The following is a 23,757-nucleotide window of genomic DNA, read 5'->3' on the forward strand; positions in this document are numbered from 1 at the left end:
TGAGACAAAACCCTCCCCGACGGTTTACAAGGAGTAGGTGTGGCGAAGAATTATTATGACATCACGTTGGCGCTGGCGGGCATCTGCCAGGCCGCCCGTCTGGTTCAGCAGCTGGCGCACCAGGGCCATTGCGACAGCGATGCCCTGCACGTTTCGCTGAACAGCATCATCGATCTCAACCCGGATTCAACGCTGGCGGTGTTCGGTGGTAGTGAAGCCAATCTTCGCCTCGGGCTGGAAACGCTGCTTGGCGTGCTCAACAGCGGCAGTCGCCAGGGCCTCAATGCCGAGCTGACCCGCTACACGTTAAGCCTGATGGTGCTCGAGCGTAAGCTTGACGGCAGCAAAGGGGCGATGGATACCCTTGGCAACCGCATCGCCGGTCTGCGCCGTCAGCTGGAACATTTCGACCTGCAGTCTGAAACGCTGCTCAGCGCCATGGCGGGCATCTATGTTGACGTCATCAGTCCACTTGGTCCGCGTATTCAGGTGACCGGCTCACCGGCCGTGTTGCAAAGCCCGCAGGTTCAGGCCAAGGTCCGCGCCTCCCTGCTGGCAGGCATTCGTGCCGCCGTGCTCTGGCATCAGGTGGGCGGCGGGCGCATGCAGCTCATGTTTTCTCGTAATCGTCTGGTTAACCAGGCAAAACAAATTCTTGCTCATTTAACCCCGGAGTTGTGATCTATGGAATTATCCTCACTGACCGCCGTTTCCCCTGTCGATGGACGCTACGGCGATAAAGTCAGCGCGCTGCGCGGTATCTTCAGCGAATTCGGTTTGCTGAAATTCCGTGTACAAGTTGAAGTACGTTGGCTGCAGAAGTTAGCCGCGCACGCAGCGATCAAGGAAGTTCCTGCTTTTGCTGCCGACGCAAACGGTTTCCTTGATAAAATCGTTGCCGACTTCAGCGTTGAAGATGCGCAGCGCATCAAAACCATCGAACGTACCACCAACCACGATGTGAAAGCGGTAGAGTATTTCCTCAAGGAAAAAGTGGCCGATATCGCTGAACTGCATGCGGTATCCGAATTCATCCACTTCGCCTGCACCTCCGAAGACATTAACAACCTCTCCCACGCGCTGATGCTGAAAACCGCGCGCGATGAGGTGGTTCTGCCGTACTGGCGCAAGCTTATCGACGCGGTGAAAGACCTGGCGGTTCAGTATCGCGATGTACCGCTGCTGTCCCGTACTCACGGTCAGCCGGCCACGCCGTCCACAATGGGTAAAGAGATGGCTAACGTCGCTTACCGTATGGAGCGTCAGTATCGTCAGCTGAACCAGGTAGAAATTCTGGGCAAAATCAATGGCGCGGTGGGTAACTATAACGCCCACATCGCGGCGTATCCGGAAGTGGACTGGCACCAGTTTAGCGAAGAGTTTGTTACCTCGCTGGGCATTCAGTGGAACCCGTACACCACGCAGATTGAGCCGCATGACTATATTGCCGAGCTCTTCGACTGCATCGCCCGCTTCAACACCATCCTGATCGACTTCGATCGCGACGTGTGGGGCTACATCGCGCTGAACCACTTCAAGCAGAAGACGATCGCCGGTGAAATCGGTTCATCCACCATGCCGCATAAAGTGAATCCGATCGATTTCGAAAACTCCGAAGGTAACCTCGGCCTGGCTAACGCCATGATGCAGCATCTGGCGAGCAAACTGCCGGTTTCCCGCTGGCAGCGCGACCTGACCGATTCAACCGTACTGCGTAACCTCGGTGTGGGTATCGGCTATGCGCTGATTGCTTACCAGTCGACCCTTAAAGGCGTCAGCAAACTGGAGCTGAACGGCGATCGCCTGCTGGACGAGCTGGATCATAACTGGGAAGTGCTGGCTGAGCCGATCCAGACCGTGATGCGCCGCTACGGCATCGAAAAACCGTACGAGAAGCTGAAAGAGCTGACCCGCGGTAAGCGCGTGGACGCGGAAGGGATGCAACAGTTCATCGACAGCCTGCCGCTGCCGGAAGACGAGAAGGTTCGCCTGAAAGCCATGACGCCGGCTAACTACATCGGTCGCGCGACGACTATGGTTGACGAACTGAAGTAATCGCCTGGTCTCGCCTTCCTGCGGGAATCGGCGAAGAGTGAGTGAATGCAGAGAAACAGATGGCCGGGAATTATTCCGGCCATCAATTTGTCATGACGTCGTCAGGGCGATAAATCCCCCCGTCACCCGCCTGAGTTTGCTTTTTTCGTCACATCCTCCATCGTCGCGCCGCTTTCCATTTCATCGTCTCTTAACCCAGCCTGAGTTTCCCCCTCTCCTTCACCTGCGCGCTGCTGAGAGCTCCGTCGTCATCGCTGATACGATGCGGATTTTTTGTAGTTGCTCTTTGTCGGCCGTTTCTGGCGGGATTTTCAGCCAAAGCTGAAGAAAAGAAAACTAAGATTAAACATGTTGTTAGCATCAGGAAGCCGGTTCCAACCCACTCAGTCTCATCCCTGAACGCTCTGCGCCGGGATACTCTTCCCGGGCAGCCCCACCATTTTATCCACACAATGTTCGTCGGGCTGGCAACAGGAGGATAAACTTGCCAATATATGCCCACGATATGCCCCTTCTCTTGCCGGATGTATATCGGGCGCTGGCGCTACCGCCCTCTCTCTACCGGCGTGGCAGGCCAGAAAGCAGAACGGCTGGCGAAGTTACATCGCAAGCCTTTCATTTACAGCCGTTTAAATTCAGTATATCTATTCAGCGCTACACTATTCGAAACCAAAATAAACGGGAGAAAAGGCATGCGCGTACTCGTCGTTGAGGATAACGCTTTACTGCGCCATCACCTGAAAGTTCAGCTCCAGGAATTAGGCCATCAGGTGGACGCAGCAGAAGATGCAAAGGAAGCCGATTACTATCTGGGTGAGCACGTGCCGGATATCGCCATTGTCGATCTGGGTCTGCCCGATGAAGACGGTCTTTCACTGATTCGCCGCTGGCGCAGTCATGACGTGTCGGTTCCGGTACTAGTGTTGACCGCCCGTGAAGGCTGGCAGGATAAAGTCGAGGTGCTGAGCGCCGGGGCGGACGACTACGTCACCAAACCGTTCCATATTGAAGAGGTCGCGGCGCGCATGCAGGCGCTACTGCGTCGCAACAGCGGCCTGGCGTCACAGGTTATTTCTCTGCCGCCTTTCCAGGTTGACCTGTCACGCCGCGAGCTATCGATTAACGAACAGCCCATCAAGCTGACCGCATTTGAATACACCATTATGGAAACGCTGATCCGTAACCGTGGCAAAGTCGTCAGCAAAGATTCGTTAATGCTCCAGCTCTACCCCGATGCTGAACTGCGCGAAAGTCACACCATCGACGTACTGATGGGACGGCTGCGGAAAAAAATTCAGACTCAGCATCCGCATGACGTCATTACGACCGTGCGCGGCCAGGGCTATTTATTTGAACTACGCGAATGAAAAGCCCGCTCCGGCATATTTTGCCGCTTTCTTTACGCGTTCGTTTTCTGCTGGCGACGGCGGCAGTGGTGCTGGTGCTTTCGCTGGCCTACGGCATGGTTGCGCTGGTGGGCTACAGCGTCAGCTTTGATAAAACCACCTTCCGCCTGCTGCGCGGCGAAAGTAACCTGTTCTATATGCTGGCAAAGTGGGAAAACAACCATATCGACGTGGATATCCCCGAAAACCTCAACATGCAGAGCCCGACGGTGACATTGATATACGATGCCAAAGGCAAACTGCTGTGGATGCAGCGCGATGTCGGCTGGCTGGCAAAACGCATTCAACCTGAATGGCTGAAAAGAAACGGCTTCCACGAAATCGAGTCCGACGTTGACAGCAGTAGCATGCTGCTGCGCAACAATCATCAGTTCCAGGAGGAGCTGGACGCTCTTCGCCAGCAGGATGATGGTTCCGAAATGACCCACTCGGTGGCGATCAATATCTACCCGGCAACCGATAAGCTGCCGCAGCTGAGCATCGTGGTGATCGACACCATTCCTGTCGAACTGAAACGCTCTTATATGGTCTGGAGCTGGTTTATCTATGTGCTGGTTGCCAACCTGCTGCTGGTGATCCCGCTGCTTTGGGTGGCGGCCTGGTGGAGCCTACGCCCCATCGAGTCGCTGGCAAAAGAGGTCCGCGAGCTGGAAGAGCATCACCGCGAAATGCTCAATCCGAATACCACCCGCGAACTGACCCGACTGGTCAGCAACCTTAACCGGCTACTGACAAGCGAGCGCGAGCGCTACGACAAATATCGCACCACGCTGACCGATCTGACCCATAGTCTGAAAACGCCGCTGGCCGTGCTGCAAAGCACCCTGCGTTCTTTACGCGGCGAGAAGATTGACCTCAATGAAGCAGAACCGATCATGCTGGAGCAGATCAGCCGCATCTCACAGCAAATTGGCTACTACCTGCATCGCGCCAGTATGCGCAGCGGCGGTACCCTGCTCAGCCGCGAACTGCACCCCATTGCGCCGCTGCTCGACAAGTTGACCTCGGCGCTGAACAAGGTTTACCAGCGCAAAGGGGTCAATATCAGTCTCGATATCTCTCCGGAGATCAGCTTTGTCGGCGAACAGAATGATTTTATGGAAGTGATGGGCAACGTGCTGGATAACGCCTGCAAATACTGCCTGGAATTTGTCGAAGTTTCCGTGCGTCAGACCAACGACAACCACCTGCATATTCTGGTGGAAGATGATGGCCCCGGTATCCCGCTGAACCAGCGGACTGCCGTATTCGATCGCGGGCAACGAGCCGATACGCTGCGACCAGGCCAGGGCGTAGGACTTTCCGTCGCCCGGGAGATCGTTGAGCAATACGATGGCGACATTCTCACCGGCGAAAGTCTGCTCGGCGGAGCCTGCATGGAGGTCGTTTTCGGCCGCCAGCTGCCCGACGATACGGAAAGCTGAACCGCCCCGCTTCCCGCGCCTGGGCAAACTCTGTGACTGCGAAGCACAATCGCCGTCAACAAAGAGGCAGTTTGAAGCATGGCGTGTATAATCCCAGACAGACACCTGCTGTGGAATAAATAAAATGGATTATCAATTAACGCTCAACTGGCCTGACTTTATCGAACGCTACTGGCAAAAACGCCCGGTAGTCCTCAAGCGCGGCTTCGCTAATTTCGTCGATCCCATTAGCCCGGATGAACTGGCCGGGCTGGCGATGGAAAGCGAAGTCGATAGCCGCCTGGTCAGCCACCAGGACGGGAAATGGCAGGTCAGCCATGGCCCTTTCGAAAGCTACGATCACCTGAGCGAAAACAACTGGTCGCTGCTGGTACAGGCGGTGAATAACTGGCACGAGCCGACGGCCGCGCTGATGCAGCCCTTCCGCGCGCTCCCCGACTGGCGTATTGATGATCTGATGATCTCTTTCTCCGTGCCCGGCGGCGGCGTAGGTCCCCATCTCGATCAGTACGACGTGTTTATCATCCAGGGAACCGGCCGGCGTCGCTGGCGCGTGGGCGATAAAGTCCCGATGAAGCAGCATTGTCCACATCCGGACCTGCTGCAGGTGGATCCGTTCGACGCCATCATTGATGAAGAGATGGAGCCGGGCGATATTCTCTATATTCCGCCGGGATTCCCGCATGAGGGTTATTCCCTGGAAAACTCGCTCAACTATTCGGTGGGCTATCGCGCGCCAAATGCCCGCGAGCTGTTCAGCGGCTTTGCCGACTATATTCTGCAGCGTGAACTGGGCAGCCAGCGCTATGCCGATCCGGATGTGCCTTCCCGCGATCACCCGGCGGATATTCTGCCGGCTGAACTCGACCGCCTGCGCGATATGATGCTGGGGTTGATTAACCAGCCAGAGCATTTTAAGCAGTGGTTTGGCGAGTTTATCACCCAGTCCCGCCACGAGCTGGACGTGGCTCCTGCCGAGCCGCCGTATCAGCCTGATGAGATTTACGACGCGCTGCAACAGGGCGATCGCCTGGTGCGGCTGGGCGGGCTACGCGTGCTGCGTATCGATGGCGAGGTGTTCGTCAACGGCGAGAAAATTAATTCGCCGCACCGTCCGGCGCTGGACGCGCTGGCAACGCATCTGTCGCTTAACGCGGAACATTTTGGCGATGCGCTGGAAGACCCGTCGTTCCTCGCGATGCTGGCTGCGCTGGTCAACTGCGGCTACTGGTTCTTCGAGGACTAAACCGCGCGATGCCCGGTGGCGGCTCACGCCTTACCGGGCCTACGGACCGGGCACCGGAATGGTGTATCGCTCCGCATATATTGCCCGGTGGCGGCTCGCGCCTTACCGGGCCTACGGACCGGGCGCCGGAATGGTGTATCGCTCCGCATATATTGCCCGGTGGCGGCTCACGCCTTACCGGGCCTACGGACCGGGCGCCGGAATGGTGTATCGCACCGCATGTATTACCCGGTGGCGGCTCGCGCCTTACCGGACGTATAGCCCGGATAAGTGCCGCGCTATCCGGCGGCTCTCCGCGATCAGACGCCGCGTTTTGCCGTCAGCTCCGCGATGCGCACAATCACCTGAACCGCCTTCTCCATCCCCTCCAGCGTGACGAATTCATGCTTGCCGTGATAGTTATAGCCGCCGGTAAACAGGTTCGGACAGGGGAGTCCCATAAAGGAGAGCTGCGCACCGTCGGTACCGCCGCGAATTGGCTTCATTTGCGGTTCAATATCGCAATCCACCATCGCCTGGCGGGCAATCTCGACGACGTGCGGGTGCGACATCACTTTTTCATGCATATTGTAATAGCTGTCTTCAATCACCAGCTCAATATAGCAATCCGGATGCAGCCCCTTACCGACCTTTTTGGCAATTTCCATCATTTTGCGCTTGCGGGCCTCGAACTGCTTACGGTCAAAGTCGCGAATGATGTAGTGCATTTCGGCCCGGTCAACGCTGCCTTTCATGCTCGCCAGATGGTAAAAACCTTCGTAGCCTTCGGTGGTTTCCGGCACCTCGTCGGCAGGGATTTCCGCATGAATCCGTGCCGCCAGCGACAGCGCATTCACCATCACCCCTTTTGCGGTGCCCGGATGGACATTATTGCCCACGATCTTAATGGTCACCGACGCGGCGTTGAAGTTTTCAAACTCCAGCTCGCCCACGCCACCGCCGTCGACGGTATAGGCCCAGCGGGCGTCAAACGCGGCGACGTCAAAATGCTTCGCCCCTTTCCCGACCTCTTCATCCGGCGTGAAGGCCACGCGAATATCGCCGTGAGGAATGTTTTTCGCCTTCAGCGTCGCCAGCGCGGTCATTATCTCGGCAATACCGGCCTTGTCATCGGCGCCAAGCAGCGTTTTGCCATCGGTGGTGATCAGCGTTTGCCCGAGCAGCTGGTGCAGTACCGGGAACATCACCGGGGAAAGCACTTCATCGCCAATCCCGAGAGCGATATCACCGCCACGGTAGTTTTCAACGATTTGCGGGTTTACGTTTTTGCCGCTGAAGTCCGGCGCCGTGTCGACGTGGGAAATAAAGCCAATGGGCGGAATAGCGCCGGCAACGTTGGCCGGAAGGGTTCCCATCACCGTCCCTTTCTCACTTAGCGTTACATTAACCAGTCCCATCTCTTCCAGCTGCGCCTGCAGCAGGCGTAACAGCTTCCACTGACCTTCCGTGCTTGGAACCTGACGCACGCCAGGCTTCGACTGTGTGTCCAGAGAAACGTACTGTAAAAAACGCTCAAGCAATTTATCCATGTAGCCACCCTCATCTTTTGTGACAACATTATTCATAAGCCCGAAAAGACAAATATTGCGTCAGGTCATTTTTAGCCCGGCAAATAAAAATTTAATACATGAACCGACGTATTGTTGTAAAGGTCGTGCATCCATATGAGACAGGCATTGGCGATCGCAAGCGATTGCCGTAGAATGCTTGCCCTCGTTTATTATGCGCAACCGCAAAGGTGGTTAACCACAAACCCCGCAACGGTCAATCGTCCGCTGCGTCTACATGGGACAGAGTTAAAAATTGAATATACAACCGCGTTCGCTTTCGCCGCTGGTGCAACTGGCGGGAATTCGCAAAAGCTTTGATGGAAAAACGGTTATCTCAGATCTGAATCTGACCATCAACAACGGTGAGTTTCTCACCCTGCTTGGCCCCTCTGGCTGCGGTAAAACCACCGTTCTTCGTCTTATTGCCGGGCTTGAAAACGTCGACAGCGGGCGAATTCATCTCGAAGATCAGGACATCACTCATGTTCCGGCGGAAAACCGCCACGTCAATACCGTCTTTCAAAGCTACGCTCTGTTTCCCCATATGAGCGTATTCGAAAACGTCGCCTTCGGTCTGCGGATGCAGAAAACGCCGGCGGCGGAAATCACGCCTCGCGTCCTCGATGCGCTACGCATGGTCCAGCTGGAGGAGTTTGCCCAACGCAAACCGCATCAGCTCTCCGGCGGCCAGCAGCAGCGGGTGGCTATCGCCCGGGCAGTGGTCAACAAACCGCGCCTGCTGCTGCTGGATGAGTCCCTGTCGGCGCTGGATTACAAGCTGCGTAAACAGATGCAAAACGAGCTGAAGGCGCTGCAGCGTAAGCTTGGCATCACCTTCGTCTTCGTCACCCACGATCAGGAAGAGGCCCTGACCATGTCCGACCGCATCGTGGTCATGCGCGATGGGAAAATCGAGCAGGACGGCACGCCGCGTGAAATCTACGAAGAGCCGAAAAACCTGTTCGTCGCCAGTTTTATCGGCGAGATTAATCTGTTTAATGCAACGGTCATTGAACGCCTTGACGAGCAGCGCGTCCGCGCCAGTGTTGAAGGCCGTGAATGCAATATCTACGTCAACTTCCCCGTCAAGCGGGGCCAGCGGCTGAACGTTCTGCTGCGCCCGGAAGATCTGCGCGTCGATGAAGTCCACGACGGCAGCGATGCCGACGGACTGATCGGCTACATCCGCGAGCGCAACTACAAAGGCATGACGCTGGAGTCGGTTGTCGAACTGGAAAATGGCAAAATGGTGATGGTCAGTGAATTCTTTAACGAAGACGATCCGGACTTTGACCACCCGCTTGACCAGAAAATGGCCATTAACTGGGTAGAAAGCTGGGAGGTTGTGCTGGCAGATGAAGAACACAAGTAAATTCCAGAATGTGGTGATCGCCACTATCGTGGGTTGGCTTGTGCTGTTTGTGTTCCTGCCCAACCTGATGATCATCGGTACCAGTTTTTTGACCCGCGACGACGCCAGTTTCGTCAAGCTGGTCTTCACGCTGGATAACTACACGCGCCTGCTGGATCCGCTCTATTACGACGTGCTGCTGCACTCGCTCAATATGGCGCTGCTGGCGACCCTGGCCTGCCTGGCGCTCGGCTATCCTTTCGCCTGGTTTCTGGCCAGGCTGCCGGAAAAAGTGCGTCCGCTGCTGCTGTTTCTGCTGATCGTGCCGTTCTGGACCAACTCATTGATCCGTATCTACGGGCTGAAAATATTCCTCAGCACCAAAGGGTATCTCAACGAGTTTCTGCTGTGGCTGGGGGTGATTGATACGCCGCTGCGCATCATGTACACCCCGTCCGCGGTCATCATCGGACTGGTCTATATTCTGCTGCCGTTTATGGTGATGCCGCTCTACTCCAGTATTGAGAAGCTGGATCGTCCTCTGCTGGAAGCGGCAAGGGATCTGGGCGCCAGCAAGCTGCAAACCTTTATCCGCATCATTATTCCACTGACGATGCCGGGCATTATTGCCGGCTGCCTGCTGGTGATGCTGCCGGCGATGGGGCTGTTCTACGTCTCGGATCTGATGGGCGGCGCTAAAAACCTGTTGATCGGTAACGTTATCAAGAGTCAGTTCCTGAATATCCGCGACTGGCCGTTTGGCGCCGCAACCAGCATTACTCTGACGCTGGTTATGGGCCTGATGCTGTTAATTTACTGGCGCGCGGCGCGTCTGTTGAATAAGAAGGTGGAGCTCGAATGATCGGTCGACTGCTGCGCGGCGGCTTTATGACCGCCATTTATGCTTACCTTTATATTCCGATCATTATTCTGATCGTCAACTCGTTTAACAGTTCGCGCTTTGGTATTAACTGGCAGGGCTTCACCACCCGGTGGTATAGCCTGTTGATGAACAACGATAGCCTGCTGCAGGCAGCACAGCACTCGCTGACCATGGCGGTGCTATCGGCCACCTTTGCGACGCTGATCGGCTCGCTGACCGCCGTCGCGCTGTATCGCTATCGTTTTCGTGGTAAACCGTTCGTCAGCGGGATGCTGTTCGTGGTGATGATGTCGCCGGATATCGTCATGGCCATCTCCCTGCTGGTGCTGTTTATGCTGATCGGCATCCAGCTCGGGTTCTGGTCGCTGCTGTTTTCGCACATCACCTTCTGCCTGCCTTTCGTGGTGGTGACGGTCTATTCGCGTCTCAAAGGTTTTGATGTGCGGATGCTGGAGGCGGCGAAAGATCTGGGCGCCAGCGAGTTGACCATTCTGCGTAAAATTCTTCTGCCGCTGGCGCTGCCTGCCGTGGCCGCCGGATGGCTGTTGAGCTTTACGCTATCGATGGATGATGTGGTGGTATCGTCATTCGTAACCGGCCCGGGTTACGAGATCCTGCCACTGAAGATCTACTCGATGGTCAAAGTGGGCGTATCGCCGGAAGTGAACGCCCTGGCGACGATTCTGTTAGTTCTGTCGCTGGTGATGGTCATCGCCAGCCAATTGATTGCACGTGATAAAACTCAGGGGACGTTAAAATGAAAAAATGGTCACGCCACCTGCTCGCAGCGGGCGCTCTGGTAATGGGTATCAGCGCCGCGCATGCGGACGACAGCAAAACGCTCTATTTCTATAACTGGACCGAGTATGTGCCGCCGGGTCTGCTGGAGCAGTTCACCAAAGAGACCGGCATCAAGGTTATCTATTCCACTTACGAGTCGAATGAAACCATGTATGCCAAACTCAAAACCTATAAAGACGGGGCGTACGATCTGGTGGTGCCTTCCACCTATTTCGTCGACAAGATGCGTAAAGAAGGCATGTTGCAGAAGATCGATAAGAGCAAGCTGACTCACTTCAATAACCTCGATCCGCAGATGCTGAATAAACCGTTCGATCCGGGCAACGATTATTCCATTCCCTACATCTGGGGCGCTACGGCCATTGGCGTCAATAGCGATGCTATCGACCCGAAAACCGTCACCAGCTGGGCCGACCTGTGGAAACCAGAGTATAAGAGCAGCCTGCTGCTGACCGACGATGCGCGGGAAGTGTTCCAGGTTGCCTTACGTAAGCTGGGCTATTCCGGCAATACTACCGACCCGAAAGAGATTGAAGCCGCCTACAACGAGCTGAAAAAACTGATGCCTAACGTGGCGGCGTTTAACTCCGATAACCCGGCCAACCCCTATATGGAAGGCGAAGTGAATCTCGGCATGGTGTGGAACGGTTCGGCATGGGTTGCCCGCCAGTCAGGCACGCCGCTCGAGGTCGTCTGGCCGAAAGAAGGCGGGATCTTCTGGATGGATAGCCTGGCGATTCCGGCGAATGCGAAAAACGTCGACGGCGCGCTCAAGCTGATTAACTTCCTGCTGCGCCCGGAAGTGGCAAAACAGGTGGCGGAAACCATCGGCTACCCGACGCCAAACCTCGCCGCGCGTAAAATGCTCAGCCCGGAAGTCGCCAATGATAAGTCACTCTACCCGGATGCCGACACCATCGCCAAAGGCGAATGGCAAAACGATGTCGGCAGCGCCAGCACCCTGTATGAAGAGTATTATCAGAAGCTAAAAGCGGGCCGTTAATCCCGTCAGGCGGAGCCCCGGCTCCGCCGTTTTTTTGTCCTCTCTCTGCGTGGCTCAGCTACACTTTTCCTCATGACACCGCTGAATGTCCGGCTCGAGGTTAATCATGATGGCGACGGTATGGCTGTTTCTGGCACTGCTCAATCTGGTCGTATTTACCGCCTTTATCATTCCGCGCAAGCAGCCGGCCGAGGCATCTCCTCTGTTTCCTGTCGCCGCGATCAAACTCTTAAGGTTCATGTGGCTGGTTCCGATCCTTATTTTTGGCTATAGCCTGTCTCTGGTGGCAACCATTAGCCTGATTGAATGGGGATGTCTGGCGATTGCCGTGATCGGTAATATCCTGATGATAAAAGGCAAACTTGATTTAGGCCGGTGCCATACCTGGGCGGGTTACTATCTGCCCGGCGTGTCGGCTATCAGAACCGGCATTTTTAGATGGCTTCCCCACCCTATGTATACCGGCATCGTTCTGGTCATTCTCTCGTGCAGCCTGATTTACGTCACCCACCTGCCGGCTTACATCAGCGCGATGGCGTTGATCTGTTGTCTTTATATCATCATTTTTTTACTGTTCGCCGCTTACAGAGAAAGCAAAATGCTTATGCCCCTGGCTCACGGGGCATAAACCTTAGGGCGGCCAGAAACCGATTTAGCCCGCCTCGCGCCCATCCGCCATCAGAATCTGACCGAACTCGGCGCGCAGTCGGTTTTTCAGGACTTTACCGGTGGCGCTGACGGGGAGCGCATCGATGAACAGAATCCGGTCCGGCAGCTGCCATTTCGGCACCCGTGCCTGGTACCAGGCCAGCAGCTCCGGCTCTTCAATTTCGCCCCCTTCCGCCCTGACGCACAGCAGCACCGGACGCTCATCCCAGCGCGGATGCTGCGCCGCAATCGCCGCCGCGCTGCGAATCGCCGGATGGGCAAGGGCAATATTCTCCAGCTCCACCGTCGAGATCCACTCTCCGCCGGACTTAATGATATCTTTCGCCCGATCGTGAATCACCAGGTAGCCATTCTCATCAAGAGTGCCAATATCGCCGGTATCGAACCAGCCGTCATCGGTCAACGCCGTATCGGGACGACCATAGTAATTTGCCGCCACCCAATGGCCGCGCACCTGCAGATAGCCCTGACTTTCGCCATCGTTGGCCAGCGTCTGGCCCTGCGCATCCACCACCCGCAGATCGATGCCAAAAATGACGCGTCCCTGACCGTGCCCCCGTTTTTCCTGTGTCTCCTGGGTCAGGGCCTTATGTTTGCTCAGCGGCGTGTTGATGGTGCCGATGGGCGAAGTCTCGGTCATCCCCCAGGCATGAATCAGCGCAATATCATAATCGCGGCGGAAGACTTCAATCATCGACGGCGGCAGCGCCGACCCGCCGACAAAAGATCGTTTAAAATGCGGCAGGCGAATATCCGATTTACGCAGCGCGGCAAGCAAACCGGCCCAGATGACCGGAACGCCGAAGGCGACGCTGACCTGCTCTTCGCTCAGCAGCCGCAGCAGGCTGTCGCCGTCCAGATTCGGCCCCGGCAGAACCAGGCGAGCGCCCGCCATCGCGGCAATAAAAGGCGTGCCCCAGGCATTGACGTGGAACATCGGCACCACCGGCAGCAGCGTGTCCTGTGCCGATATACCGGCCGCATCCGGCTGATTGCCGCTCAGCGTATGCAGTACCAGCGAGCGGTGGGTATTCAGCACCCCTTTCGGCTTCCCCGTGGTCCCGGAGGTATAGCACAGCGAGGCTGGAGAATCTTCGCTCACCTCGGGCCAGCGATACGCCGGATCCGCTTCAGCGACCAGCTCATCAAAAAACAGCAGCGCGTCCAGCGCGGCGAGCGCTTCGTCATTCCGCGGCGCCAGCAGAACAAAATGCTTTACCGTTGGCAATTGGGGCCGCAGCGCGCAGATAAGCGGCAGAAAGGTGTAGTCGAAAAACAGAATCTCGTCCGCGGCATCATTGATGATAAAGGCGAGATGTTCCGCGGACAGGCGTGGATTGATGGTATGCGTCACCCATCCCCCAGAACTGATGCCAAAATAGATTTCCAGATGACGGCGATTATTCCACGCCAGCGTGCCGCAGCGGGCGCCTGCCGGGAGATCCAGCCGATGCATGGCGGAGGCCAGATGCCGGGCGTTATCCTCCACCTCTCCCCAGGTACTGTACTCCCTTCCCCCCAACGTCCCGACCGAGACAATTCCCGTATCGCTATGATATCGCGCGGCATGTTCAATGAGCGCCCGGGTCGTTAAATCCTGATACATCATCGGTGGATGCATGACTGATACTCCGCGACTGGCTGATATGTTGTGTAAGTGATGCGGTCCGGTGTGCACGCGAACTCTCACTAAATCTGGCAACAACCCGGGCAGCCAACCAAAACAGATGTGCAAAATTTAGCGTTCACGCACAACAATTCTCGTCTGGCGGCGGGGAATGTGATGGGAAATGGCTTTTCACCCGCCGCGACAGCGCGCGCTATCGGCAGAAGAGAGGCCGGTGAACGGCGAGCGGGACAGCGGCGCGCAGCGAAGAAAGTACGAGTGGTACTCGCGCCGCATTCGACTCGCGCCGGCGGAATGTTTCAGCGGCCAGGCTCGGGGTACGGGGCCGTAAATTTATAGCCTTTTCCCCAAACCGTCAGGATAAACTCCGGCTCCGCCGGATTATCTTCTATTTTCATCCTCAGCCGATTAATGTGCGTGTTGACCGTATGCTCATACCCTTCATGCTGATAGCCCCAGACCTGGTTGAGCAAGCTGATGCGGGAAAAGACCTTATCGGGATGCCTGGCAAAGAACCACAGCAGGTCGAACTCGCGCGGCGTCAGGTCAAGCGGGAGATCGCGCAGGCGCGCTTCGCGCGCAAGCGGGTCGATGGCCAGCCGGTCAATATGCAACATGCCGGCGTCCTGCATCAGATTCTGGGTCATGGCCTCCTGACGGCGGAAGAGCGCCTTCACTCGCGCCACCAGTTCAAGCATTGAAAAGGGTTTCGCGAGGTAGTCATCTGCCCCGAGCTCCAGCCCCAGGACACGATGGACTTCACTTGAGCGCGCGCTGATTATCACTATCGGCATGTAGCTTGCCATAGTGCGGGCATGCCGGCAGATCCCCAGACCGTCGATGCCCGGTAACATCAGATCGAGGATCAGCGCGTCCCAGCCGCCCTGCCTGACCATCGCCAGCCCACCGACGCCTTCAGCAGCATGGCTGATTTCATAGCCCTCTTCGCATAAATGTAGCTGCAGAAGCTCCGCGATATTTTCATCATCTTCAATAATTAACACTTTTTTGGGCTTCATCGCTGCCGCCTTATTGATCGCTTTCAGAGAAAGTCTATACGACATTTGCATCGCGAGTTATCACATTTAATTTAACTTTTCGTGATACATCGGCGAACAGATTCAGGCCACACTGTGATTAACGCAATAACCGGGAATATCATGATGAACAGCCCCTCAGGTCAGGTGAAACCCGCTATCGTTCATCCTTTGTGGTTAAGAATTTGCCACTGGGTCAATGCGCTTTCGATATTAATTATGGTGACCAGCGGCTGGCGTATTTATAACGCATCACCGTTGTTTAATTTTGATATTCCGGATGCACTGACTCTTGGCGGTTGGCTGGCCGGCGCATTGCAATGGCATTTTTCAGCAATGTGGTTATTTGCTCTTAACGGTGTATTTTACCTGCTGATGAATGTTGTCAGCGGACGCTTAAAAAAACAATTCTGGCCGCTGTCGCCACGAGGGGTCATTCACGATTTTATTTCCGCATTACGCGGCAGGCTGACACATGACAATCCCGGCCATTATAACTACGTCCAGAAACTGGCCTATCTCTTCGTCATGCTCGATAGCATTATTCTGGCGCTATCCGGTCTGGTTATCTGGAAGTCTGTGCAGTTTCCGCTGCTACGAACCTTACTCGGGGGATATGACAATGCACGGGTGATTCATTTCCTGGCGATGTCCGCACTGATGGGGTTTGTCGTTATTCATCTGCTGATGGTGCTGCTGGTCCCGAAAACGTTACTGGCGATACTCCGCGGACGATAAGGAAAATACAGTGAACAATCATAAAAATTTACTCTCCGCAGCCGACAAGACAATCGTCGTTCAGGAGGCGAGCCGGGAAATTAACAAGCAGCTCTCATCGGAAGGCCGCCGCCGCTTTATCAGGCAGGGATTAACCTTTGGCGGCCTGATGCTGTTAACCGGTTGCGATATCAGCAATAACAGCGAGGTCGAAAAAACCTTAAGCCAGATCTCCCGATTTAACGATCGTATTCAACACTGGTTATTTAATCCTGATAACCTTGCGCCGGTTTATCCCGAAAGTAGGATCGCTCGCCCTTTCCCGTTTAATGCATTTTATAGCGAGGATCAGGCGCCTACGATCGATGCCAGCGATTATCGCCTTGAAATTACGGGATTAGTAACGGACAAACGCCCCTGGACACTGGCCGAACTCCATACAATGGTGCAGGTCAGCCAGGTCACACGGCATATTTGCGTGGAAGGATGGAGCGCCATTGGTAAATGGGGTGGGGTTCCTTTTGCCCTCTTCCTCAAAAGGATCGGTGCCGATCTGCGCGCCAGCTACGTCAGTTTTCGCTGTGCTGATAATTATTATACCAGTATTGACATGGCCACTGCGCTCCATCCCCAGACGATTATTGCATTAACCTACGATGGCCAGCTATTGCCGCGTAAATATGGTTTTCCGATGAAGTTAAGAATTCCAACCAAGCTCGGCTATAAAAACCCGAAACATATTATGGCGATTGAAGTGACCAATCGTTACCCCGGCGGCTACTGGGAAGACCAGGGTTATAACTGGTTCGCGGGTAGTTAATTTATGGCCGTCATCATCCGTTATTTATACAACATGAAGGAATTACCAAATGAAAAAAATGAATACCTTACTGATGTGCTCTGCTTTATTTTTCGGTATATCCAGCGTCTACGCTGACGATAATATGGCGAAAGATAACATGGCCAAAGATAATATGGGTAAGATGTCTCACAACTGCACGAAAGATAGCATGAAAAAAGAGTGTATGTCGAAAGATGGGATGTCAAAGGACGCTATGTCGAAGGATAGTATGAGCAAGGACGCCATGAGCAAAGATGGTATGGCCAAAGATTCAATGTCGAAAGACAAAATGGGCAAAGACGCGATGGGTAAACAATAACCGCGCCGCCCGGCGACGAGGTCAAAGGGGTTGCCTGCCGGTTGGTCAGGTAACCCCCTTTTCATTTCATGGAGCCAAAGCCCGCGCGTTCTGCGACGCTATGACTACAGCAGCGCTTTCGCTTTCGCGACCACGTTGTCGACGGTGAAGCCGAACTCTTCGAACAGCTGCTCTGCCGGCGCAGACTCACCGAAGGTGGTCATGCCAACGATAGCGCCATTCAGGCCGACGTATTTGAACCAGTAGTCGGCGATGCCGGCTTCAATGGCCACGCGAGCAGAGACCGCTTTCGGCAGCACCGATTCACGGTACGCCGCATCCTGCTTGTCGAACGCGTCGGTAGACGGCATGGAGACCACGCGCGCCTTCACCCCTTCGGCAGTCAGTTTGTCCCACGCGGCAACCGCCAGCTCCACTTCAGAGCCGGTGGCAATGAAGATCAGCTCCGGCTGACCGGCGCACTCTTTCAGCACGTAGCCACCGCGAGCGATGTTCGCCAGCTGCTCTGCAGTACGATCCTGCTGCGCCAGGTTCTGACGGGAGAGGATCAGCGCGGTCGGGCCGTCGTGACGCTCAACGCCATATTTCCACGCCACCGCCGATTCCACCTGGTCACACGGACGCCATGTGGACATGTTCGGGGTCACGCGCAGGGACGCCACCTGCTCTACCGGCTGGTGCGTCGGGCCATCTTCGCCCAGACCGATGGAGTCGTGGGTGTAGACCATCACCTGACGCTGTTTCATCAGCGCCGCCATACGCACCGCGTTACGGGCATATTCCACGAACATCAGGAAGGTGGAGGTGTACGGCAGGAAACCACCGTGCAGAGCGATCCCGTTGGCGATCGCGGTCATGCCGAATTCACGCACGCCGTAATGGATATAGTTACCGGCGGCGTCTTCGTTAATCGCTTTCGAACCAGACCAGAGAGTCAGGTTGGACGGCGCGAGGTCAGCAGAGCCGCCAAGGAATTCCGGCAGCAGCGGGCCAAACGCTTCAATCGCATTCTGCGACGCTTTACGGCTGGCGATTTTCGCCGGGTTAGCCTGCAGCTTAGCGATAAATTCACTGGCTTTGGCGTCGAAGTCAGCCGGCATTTCACCCTTCATGCGACGGGTAAATTCTGCGGCTTCCTGAGGGAAGGCTTTCGCATAAGCAGCGAACTTCTCGTTCCAGGCCGCTTCTTTCGCCTGACCGGCTTCTTTCGCATCCCACTGTGCGTAGATTTCAGACGGGATTTCGAACGGCGCGAATTTCCAGCCCAGCTGTTCGCGGGTCAGCGCAATCTCTGCATCGCCCAGCGGCGCGCCGTGGGAATCGTGGGTACCGGCTTTGTTCGGCGAACCGAAACCGATGATGGTTTTGCACATCAGCAGGGACGGTTTGTCGGTGACCGCACGCGCTTCTTCTACCGCACGTTTGATGGCGTCTGCGTCGTGACCGTCAACGCCGCGCACCACGTGCCAGCCGTAGGCTTCGAAACGTTTAGCGGTGTCGTCGGTGAACCAGCCTTCCACATGACCGTCGATGGAGATACCGTTGTCATCATAGAACGCCACCAGTTTACCCAGTTTCAGGGTACCGGCCAGGGAGCAGACCTCGTGAGAGATCCCTTCCATCATGCAGCCGTCGCCCATGAAGGCGTAGGTGAAGTGGTCAACGATATCGTGGCCCGGACGGTTGAACTGCGCGGCCAGCGTTTTTTCCGCGATAGCCATGCCCACAGCGTTAGCAATCCCCTGACCCAGCGGGCCGGTGGTGGTTTCTACGCCAGCGGTGTAGCCCACTTCCGGGTGGCCCGGCGTCTTAGAGTGCAGCTGACGGAAGTTTTTCAGCTCTTCGATCGGCAGATCATAACCGGTGAGGTGCAGCAGGCTGTAAATCAGCATCGAGCCGTGGCCGTTGGACAGCACAAAGCGGTCGCGGTCGGCCCAGGCCGGGTTGTTCGGGTTATGTCTCAGGAAGTCCCGCCACAGGACCTCCGCAATGTCAGCCATCCCCATCGGGGCACCGGGGTGGCCGGATTTGGCTTTCTGTACCGCGTCCATGCTCAGCGCACGCAGCGCGTTGGCGCACAGACGGCGGGGGTTTTCGTGGTGTTCATGAGCTTCTTTCCCTGCCCTTACAGCATCTGCTGAATCTGGTTTTCCAGTTTGACCTGATCGACGGCGAACAGCCGGATACCTTCCGCCAGTTTTTCCACCGCCATCGGATCCTGATGATGCTGCCAGAGGAACGCCGCCTGCGTCATCGGGCTGGGGCGAGTTTCCGTGACGCAGCCTGGCGCCAGCTGGCGACTCAGCGTCCCTGCACTGGCGGCCAGCTCATCGAGCAGTGCCGGGGAGATGGTCAGACGGTCACAGCCCGCCAGCGCCTGGATCTGCTCAATGCGGCGGAAGCTAGCCCCCATCACCACGGTGTCGTAGCCGTGAGATTTGTAGTACTGATAAATCTGGCGCACGGAAACCACGCCCGGATCGCTGTCGACCTGATACTCAGCCTGCGGCTGGTTTTTCTGATACCAGTCATAAATACGCCCGACGAACGGCGAGATTAAAAAGACGCCCGCTTCGGCGCAGGCCCGCGCCTGTGCGAAGGAGAACAGCAGGGTCAGATTACAGTTGATGCCGCTCTGCTCCAGCTCCTCTGCGGCGCGAATGCCCTCCCAGGTGGCGGCGAGTTTGATGAGGATGCGCTCCGGCCCAATGCCGTTCTTTGCATACATCTGGATAAGCTTGCGCGCTTTCGACACGCACATCCCGCGATCCCAGGCAAAACGGGCATCGACTTCGGTAGAAATACGCCCCGGCACGTGACGTAGCACCTCAGTGCCGATATCCACCGCGACCTGATCACAGGCGTTAATCAGCTGGGTTTCTGCGCTGCCGCCCTGCTGACGCGCCTTGCCGATTGCGTCGGCAATCAGCGCCTGATATTGCGGGAGCTGCGCGGCCTTCAGCACCAGCGAAGGGTTGGTGGTGGCATCCTGCGGGGCAAACTTTTTAATCGATTCGATATCACCGGTATCGGCCACCACGGTGGTATATTTTTTCAGCTCGTCTAACTGGCTCATAGTCTGTTCCTTATATTACGACTGCGGATATTAATCTCTGGCGTGCTGGTGTTCGTAATAGTCGATACGCTCCACTTTTGACGCGGAGCCGCCGCCTTCATATTCGGATTCAAGCCAGGCCTGAATAATTTTTTTGCCCAGCTCCGGGCCAATCACGCGCGCGCCAAGGGTAATAATCTGCGCGTTATTACTTTTGCGCGCCCGCTCGGCGGAGAAAGTATCGTGGCATTGGGCGGCACGTACTCCCGGTACTTTATTCGCCACAATGCTCATCCCAATACCGGTGCCGCAAATCAGGATGCCGCGATCGTGCTCGCCCTGCTTTATCGACATCGCCACCGCATGAGCAACATCCGGATAGACCGTACTGCCCTGGCGTTTATCGCTGCTGTAATCCGCGACCTTCATCCCGAGCCCATTCAGATAAGCGACGATAGCGTCGCGGAAAGCATAGGCGGCATCATCCGCACCAATAGCGATTGTTTTCATGATAATTTCCTTAATTTAGCTCCAGGTCTTAATTTAGATCCTGATAGAAAGATATTCGGTCACCACGCTGGATATCATGTGGTGATTGACCACACAGATGTACCATCCCCGGTAATTCAGCCGTTGCAGCACCATCAAAATTTAAAGTGATATGGCCAAGCTGTTTTAAATTTGCCGTTGCAACACTACCTACCGCCGTCACCCGATAAATAGCCTGATTTATTTTCATTATCTGCCCGGGTGATAATTCAGCCGTTAGCTCACTGCCCCGGTGTACCGCGCAATACATCGCAATATCGTCAGGAACGGGCTCAGAGAATAAGATTAGCTTCTGTTCCTGCAGATAGTTTTCAACATACTCCCCGACAGCCGTGATAAGTAATGAATACAACGGCACAGTCATATTATTTGTTTCCTTTTGCGGCATGAGAAGATAATGCCACCTTCTCTTCACTGCTCTTTTCTTTCACCGGTTCAACCACCGGCGCGCGCTTTTTCAGACGTTTATCAAACCAGGCCACCAGTACCGGCGCGGTAATCATCGTGATGATGCTCGCCGTCGCCAGCTGTGCGGTGGCGGCATCAACGTACATCGCCAGCGAGGGGTCGGCTTGAGCGACCATTGCTGGCGTCAGCGCCGAGCTGGCTGCCGTCGTACCCAGCGCGGCTCCCAGCGCGGTTTTCTTCTTCAGGAACAGGTTGTAGATAAAATAGAACACAATGCCGGTCACCGCAGAGATAATGCCGAGCAGGATCCCCGACAGACCGGCGGTAAATACCGTGTTGATACTGGAATTGGCGCCGATAGCAAACGACATAATAATAATGATTAGCGGCTGAGCGGCGGCGCACAGCTGTTTAAAGCGCTCATCAAGGTTGCCCCACAGCATCCCAATCAGCAGCGGAATCAGCATCGACAGCAGCGCGGCGAAAGGAATATTGGCCAGGCCGCTGACCCCCAGCACCATCATAGTAACAAACGGGCCGTCCTTGACGCAGAAGACGGAGATCGCCCCGGCGTCGCTGGCATCGCCGTAGTTGCTGCACAGCGCGATATACAGCGAGCTGTTGGAGCTGGTTAAACAGGCAATCAGCGCCAGCGTGGAAATCCCGAGGAAACCGTTAGGGCCGAACAGCGCCCCCGCAGCCCACACTGCCAGCGCGCCGGCGAGACATTTAAGGAATAGCAGTACCGCACCTTTATAAAGCGGCAGCCCGGCCTGACGGATATTAATCGAGGTGCCGCAAATGAGTAGGAAAATCCCCATCATCGCGCTGGAACCGACTTTGAATAATGCGGTTGTCGGGCCGCCGATGCCCAGCACTTCGGGGGCCAGGGTATTAATAAAAATCGCCGCAAGCAGTGGGATAATAATTAAACCGCCTGGCACCTTATTCATCTTTTCAAGTATATTTATGTTCATAGGGTAACTCATAAATTATGATTTGACAGAGATAACGACGCAATACTACCCAGACGACCATTACGCCGATTTTTATTTATATGAATTATTAATTATTGCTGTGCTTCTTTATAAATTCTTTCGACAATGGTGCTAATAATATCCTCCGGCCCGGTTAAACCGCCTTTGCCAATGCAAATCAGGCCGGCATAATCGCCGCCGATAATACGCACCATATCGGTTTGCGGTATCACATAGTCAATCATTTCAATTCCCGTGGCGCCGAGTTCTTTAAGAACATTCACCATCGTGTCGCCACCGGTCATATACAGACCTTTAATTTCTCCCGACGCGCAGCTAAGCACTTCACGGACAATATTCCCCAATCCCTGGTTAATATTTTTCGCAGCCTGACCGTGCGCCAGACCAAAGCGCTGTTCTTCTTCCTGTAGATCCAGCAGTCGTCCGGTTAACGCTGATTCAAAAACGAATATGGCGTTCTGCTGCGCCGGTACGCACTGCCGGGCATGCTGTACCACGCGATTAACTTCGATTTCAGCGGCGTTTTTCCTGTCGACCAACAGCTCGGCGTCAACGGGGATGTGGCAAACCCTTTCATCATTGGCGATCAGATGCTGGAGCTGCTTTTTCGTCACCGGCGTTGCGCTGCCGGCAACCACAAGAATCGATCCGCGCTGGCTTTCCGCTGCCGTCGTCGCTGATACGCTACTTCGCGTCTCCCGCATCAGGCCACGACGCACCGCCAGTCGTTCGGTAAAGGGGCCCGGGTCGACCGCCAGTACGTTCCAGTTCAGCGCAACCACCGCCCCGGCAATCGCATCGACATCTTCCACGGTAATGGCATCGACCACAATCACCCGCACGCCGCGCTGCTGCTGTTCCTGGAGATCCTCCTGCAACTGCCCCTCGCCTTTCATCACCGAGGCCAGCGCGATATGTCCAACCTGATGATGAGTCTGCGCCGCCAGCAGCCCCGGCACCCAGGACTCGGTAACCGGAGTGCGTACATCGCGTGCCACATCTGTGCGTGAAAGCGCGACGGAGTCAATCACCGAGTAGCCGCCAACCAGAATACGCCGCGACTGCGGCATAGCCGGCACCACAACGGCAACCGTTTCCAGCGGCAGTTGCTCCAGCATGGCGTCGATTTCAAAACCTATGCCGCCGCGCAGGGTGGTATCGATACGCTTGGTAAAGTAGTGCGCGCCGCGGGTCTGCAGCTGTTTCACCGCGGCGCTGACCTGCTGCTGGGCTTCCGCTTTCGGCAGAGGACGGCTGTCGCTGCTGACCACCATCGCCGGATACTCCACCTCATTGCGAGCGAAGGATTCGGTATCGAAGAACGCGGCGGTTTTTAAACCGCTGCGCGCCAGTAATACCCCAACGGTGGTTGCACCGGTCAGATCGTCGGCGACGATCCCCAGCTTACCGCCTTCCCCTTGCGGCCAGACCATTTCGATGCAGGCCGGCGTCACGCCGGAAACATAGATGCCTTCATGAATAAACTCCGCCAGCGGACCGCTTTTACCGGTTGGATGCAGGTTGATAGTCGGAATACCCCGTTTCGGATAGAGCCCACAGCGCAACGTACCGCCGCAATCAATAACCATCAAACCAATTTCGTCTTCCGGTGGCTCGCCGTTCTTAAAGACGTCAACGGAAGGCCAGCCGGTCAGCTCACTCAGTCGTTCAACAACCGGGGGAACCAATCCCCCGGTGATATAAGCAATCTTTTTGCTCTGATGGATATCAATCGTCAGCGGCCCACCCCAGCCTTTACTGCCTTTGCTAATCAACAGATGCTTTTCCATCTCTTTGTCCTCATTGATTCGCATTAAC

Annotated in this window: 22 protein-coding genes; 13 read left to right on the top strand and 9 right to left on the bottom strand. The window is 55.7% G+C overall.

The window, feature by feature from the left end:
• Nucleotides 1-39 precede the first annotated feature (39 nt).
• From hflD to ROR01S_RS12790, 5 genes are all read left to right on the top strand, one after another.
• On the top strand, nucleotides 40-681 hold the full coding sequence (hflD, locus tag ROR01S_RS12770) for a high frequency lysogenization protein HflD (RefSeq protein ID WP_004860640.1): 642 nt from the start codon (nucleotides 40-42) through the stop codon (nucleotides 679-681).
• A gap of 3 nt (nucleotides 682-684) precedes the next feature.
• Nucleotides 685-2,055, top strand: a complete 1,371-nt coding sequence (gene purB / locus ROR01S_RS12775; RefSeq protein WP_004860634.1) for an adenylosuccinate lyase — start codon at nucleotides 685-687, stop codon at nucleotides 2,053-2,055.
• A gap of 692 nt (nucleotides 2,056-2,747) precedes the next feature.
• Entirely contained in the window at nucleotides 2,748-3,422 is a 675-nt protein-coding gene (gene phoP / locus ROR01S_RS12780; RefSeq protein WP_004860631.1) for a two-component system response regulator PhoP, read from the top strand.
• The gene (gene phoQ, locus ROR01S_RS12785) at nucleotides 3,419-4,885 is read left to right on the top strand and encodes a two-component system sensor histidine kinase PhoQ (RefSeq protein ID WP_032717229.1); all 1,467 of its coding nucleotides are present in this window, start codon (nucleotides 3,419-3,421) and stop codon (nucleotides 4,883-4,885) included. Before phoP ends, phoQ begins: the two co-directional genes overlap by 4 nt.
• A 124-nt stretch (nucleotides 4,886-5,009) precedes the next feature.
• Nucleotides 5,010-6,131 (top strand): ribosomal protein uL16 3-hydroxylase, encoded by a 1,122-nt coding sequence (locus ROR01S_RS12790; protein ID WP_004860624.1) that lies wholly within the window; start codon nucleotides 5,010-5,012, stop codon nucleotides 6,129-6,131.
• Between the two features lie 299 nt (nucleotides 6,132-6,430).
• On the opposite strand, the gene pepT is transcribed toward ROR01S_RS12790, so the two are convergent.
• Nucleotides 6,431-7,660: a peptidase T gene (gene pepT, locus ROR01S_RS12795; RefSeq protein WP_004860623.1), complete on the bottom strand. Its 1,230-nt coding sequence runs from the start codon at nucleotides 7,658-7,660 to the stop codon at nucleotides 6,431-6,433.
• Between the two features lie 274 nt (nucleotides 7,661-7,934).
• Between pepT and potA the strand changes: the two genes are divergently transcribed.
• The 5 genes from potA to ROR01S_RS12820 all read left to right on the top strand — a co-directional run bounded on the left by potA (nucleotide 7,935) and on the right by ROR01S_RS12820 (nucleotide 12,347).
• On the top strand, nucleotides 7,935-9,053 hold the full coding sequence (gene potA / locus ROR01S_RS12800) for a spermidine/putrescine ABC transporter ATP-binding protein PotA (RefSeq protein WP_064357164.1): 1,119 nt from the start codon (nucleotides 7,935-7,937) through the stop codon (nucleotides 9,051-9,053).
• Nucleotides 9,037-9,894 carry a spermidine/putrescine ABC transporter permease PotB gene (potB, locus tag ROR01S_RS12805; protein ID WP_004860619.1) on the top strand — a complete coding sequence of 286 codons (858 nt, stop codon included), beginning with the start codon at nucleotides 9,037-9,039 and terminating at the stop codon, nucleotides 9,892-9,894. The genes potA and potB overlap by 17 nt, the downstream gene beginning before the upstream one ends.
• Nucleotides 9,891-10,676, top strand: coding sequence for a spermidine/putrescine ABC transporter permease PotC (gene potC / locus ROR01S_RS12810; protein ID WP_004860615.1), 786 nt, complete (start codon nucleotides 9,891-9,893; stop codon nucleotides 10,674-10,676). The genes potB and potC overlap by 4 nt, the downstream gene beginning before the upstream one ends.
• Nucleotides 10,673-11,719 (top strand): spermidine/putrescine ABC transporter substrate-binding protein PotD, encoded by a 1,047-nt coding sequence (gene potD, locus ROR01S_RS12815; RefSeq protein ID WP_004860611.1) that lies wholly within the window; start codon nucleotides 10,673-10,675, stop codon nucleotides 11,717-11,719. The genes potC and potD overlap by 4 nt, the downstream gene beginning before the upstream one ends.
• Before the next feature lie 106 nt (nucleotides 11,720-11,825).
• Nucleotides 11,826-12,347 (top strand): methyltransferase, encoded by a 522-nt coding sequence (locus tag ROR01S_RS12820; protein WP_080636359.1) that lies wholly within the window; start codon nucleotides 11,826-11,828, stop codon nucleotides 12,345-12,347.
• A gap of 24 nt (nucleotides 12,348-12,371) precedes the next feature.
• Here ROR01S_RS12820 and ROR01S_RS12825 read toward each other — a convergent pair whose 3' ends face one another.
• Both ROR01S_RS12825 and ROR01S_RS12830 read right to left on the bottom strand, forming a co-directional pair.
• Entirely contained in the window at nucleotides 12,372-14,009 is a 1,638-nt protein-coding gene (locus ROR01S_RS12825; RefSeq protein ID WP_064359551.1) for a long-chain fatty acid--CoA ligase, read from the bottom strand.
• Between the two features lie 305 nt (nucleotides 14,010-14,314).
• Nucleotides 14,315-15,034, bottom strand: a complete 720-nt coding sequence (locus ROR01S_RS12830) for a response regulator transcription factor (RefSeq protein WP_064359552.1) — start codon at nucleotides 15,032-15,034, stop codon at nucleotides 14,315-14,317.
• 144 nt (nucleotides 15,035-15,178) lie between these two features.
• On the opposite strand from ROR01S_RS12830, the gene ROR01S_RS12835 reads away from it, so the two are divergent.
• Genes ROR01S_RS12835 through ROR01S_RS12845 form a run of 3 tightly spaced genes read left to right on the top strand, consistent with a single transcriptional unit; the run spans nucleotide 15,179 to nucleotide 16,929 of the window.
• Nucleotides 15,179-15,790: a cytochrome b/b6 domain-containing protein gene (locus ROR01S_RS12835; protein ID WP_064359553.1), complete on the top strand. Its 612-nt coding sequence runs from the start codon at nucleotides 15,179-15,181 to the stop codon at nucleotides 15,788-15,790.
• Between the two features lie 52 nt (nucleotides 15,791-15,842).
• On the top strand, nucleotides 15,843-16,589 hold the full coding sequence (locus ROR01S_RS12840) for a molybdopterin-dependent oxidoreductase (protein ID WP_439951161.1): 747 nt from the start codon (nucleotides 15,843-15,845) through the stop codon (nucleotides 16,587-16,589).
• 49 nt (nucleotides 16,590-16,638) lie between these two features.
• A complete protein-coding gene (locus ROR01S_RS12845) occupies nucleotides 16,639-16,929 on the top strand; it encodes a pentapeptide MXKDX repeat protein (RefSeq protein WP_064359555.1) in 291 nt (96 codons plus the stop codon).
• 104 nt (nucleotides 16,930-17,033) lie between these two features.
• Here ROR01S_RS12845 and tkt read toward each other — a convergent pair whose 3' ends face one another.
• The 6 genes from tkt to ROR01S_RS12875 form a co-directional block, all read right to left on the bottom strand.
• Nucleotides 17,034-18,980: a transketolase gene (gene tkt / locus ROR01S_RS12850; protein ID WP_064359556.1), complete on the bottom strand. Its 1,947-nt coding sequence runs from the start codon at nucleotides 18,978-18,980 to the stop codon at nucleotides 17,034-17,036.
• Between the two features lie 74 nt (nucleotides 18,981-19,054).
• The gene (gene tal, locus ROR01S_RS12855) at nucleotides 19,055-20,005 is read right to left on the bottom strand and encodes a transaldolase (protein WP_004860586.1); all 951 of its coding nucleotides are present in this window, start codon (nucleotides 20,003-20,005) and stop codon (nucleotides 19,055-19,057) included.
• A 30-nt stretch (nucleotides 20,006-20,035) separates the two neighbouring features.
• The gene (gene rpiB, locus ROR01S_RS12860; RefSeq protein ID WP_004860583.1) at nucleotides 20,036-20,494 is read right to left on the bottom strand and encodes a ribose 5-phosphate isomerase B; all 459 of its coding nucleotides are present in this window, start codon (nucleotides 20,492-20,494) and stop codon (nucleotides 20,036-20,038) included.
• A 28-nt stretch (nucleotides 20,495-20,522) separates the two neighbouring features.
• Complete coding sequence (locus ROR01S_RS12865) at nucleotides 20,523-20,897, bottom strand: PTS glucitol/sorbitol transporter subunit IIA (RefSeq protein WP_032717213.1); 375 nt, start codon at nucleotides 20,895-20,897, stop codon at nucleotides 20,523-20,525.
• Nucleotide 20,898: 1 nt separating this feature from the next.
• The gene (locus ROR01S_RS12870) at nucleotides 20,899-21,918 is read right to left on the bottom strand and encodes a 2-keto-3-deoxygluconate permease (RefSeq protein ID WP_004860575.1); all 1,020 of its coding nucleotides are present in this window, start codon (nucleotides 21,916-21,918) and stop codon (nucleotides 20,899-20,901) included.
• Between the two features lie 92 nt (nucleotides 21,919-22,010).
• Nucleotides 22,011-23,729 carry a four-carbon acid sugar kinase family protein gene (locus tag ROR01S_RS12875; protein WP_004860572.1) on the bottom strand — a complete coding sequence of 573 codons (1,719 nt, stop codon included), beginning with the start codon at nucleotides 23,727-23,729 and terminating at the stop codon, nucleotides 22,011-22,013.
• Between the last annotated feature and the right edge of the window lie 28 nt (nucleotides 23,730-23,757).

It is taken from the genome of Klebsiella ornithinolytica NBRC 105727 = ATCC 31898 (genome assembly GCF_001598295.1).
GTDB classification, from domain to species: domain Bacteria; phylum Pseudomonadota; class Gammaproteobacteria; order Enterobacterales; family Enterobacteriaceae; genus Klebsiella; species Klebsiella ornithinolytica.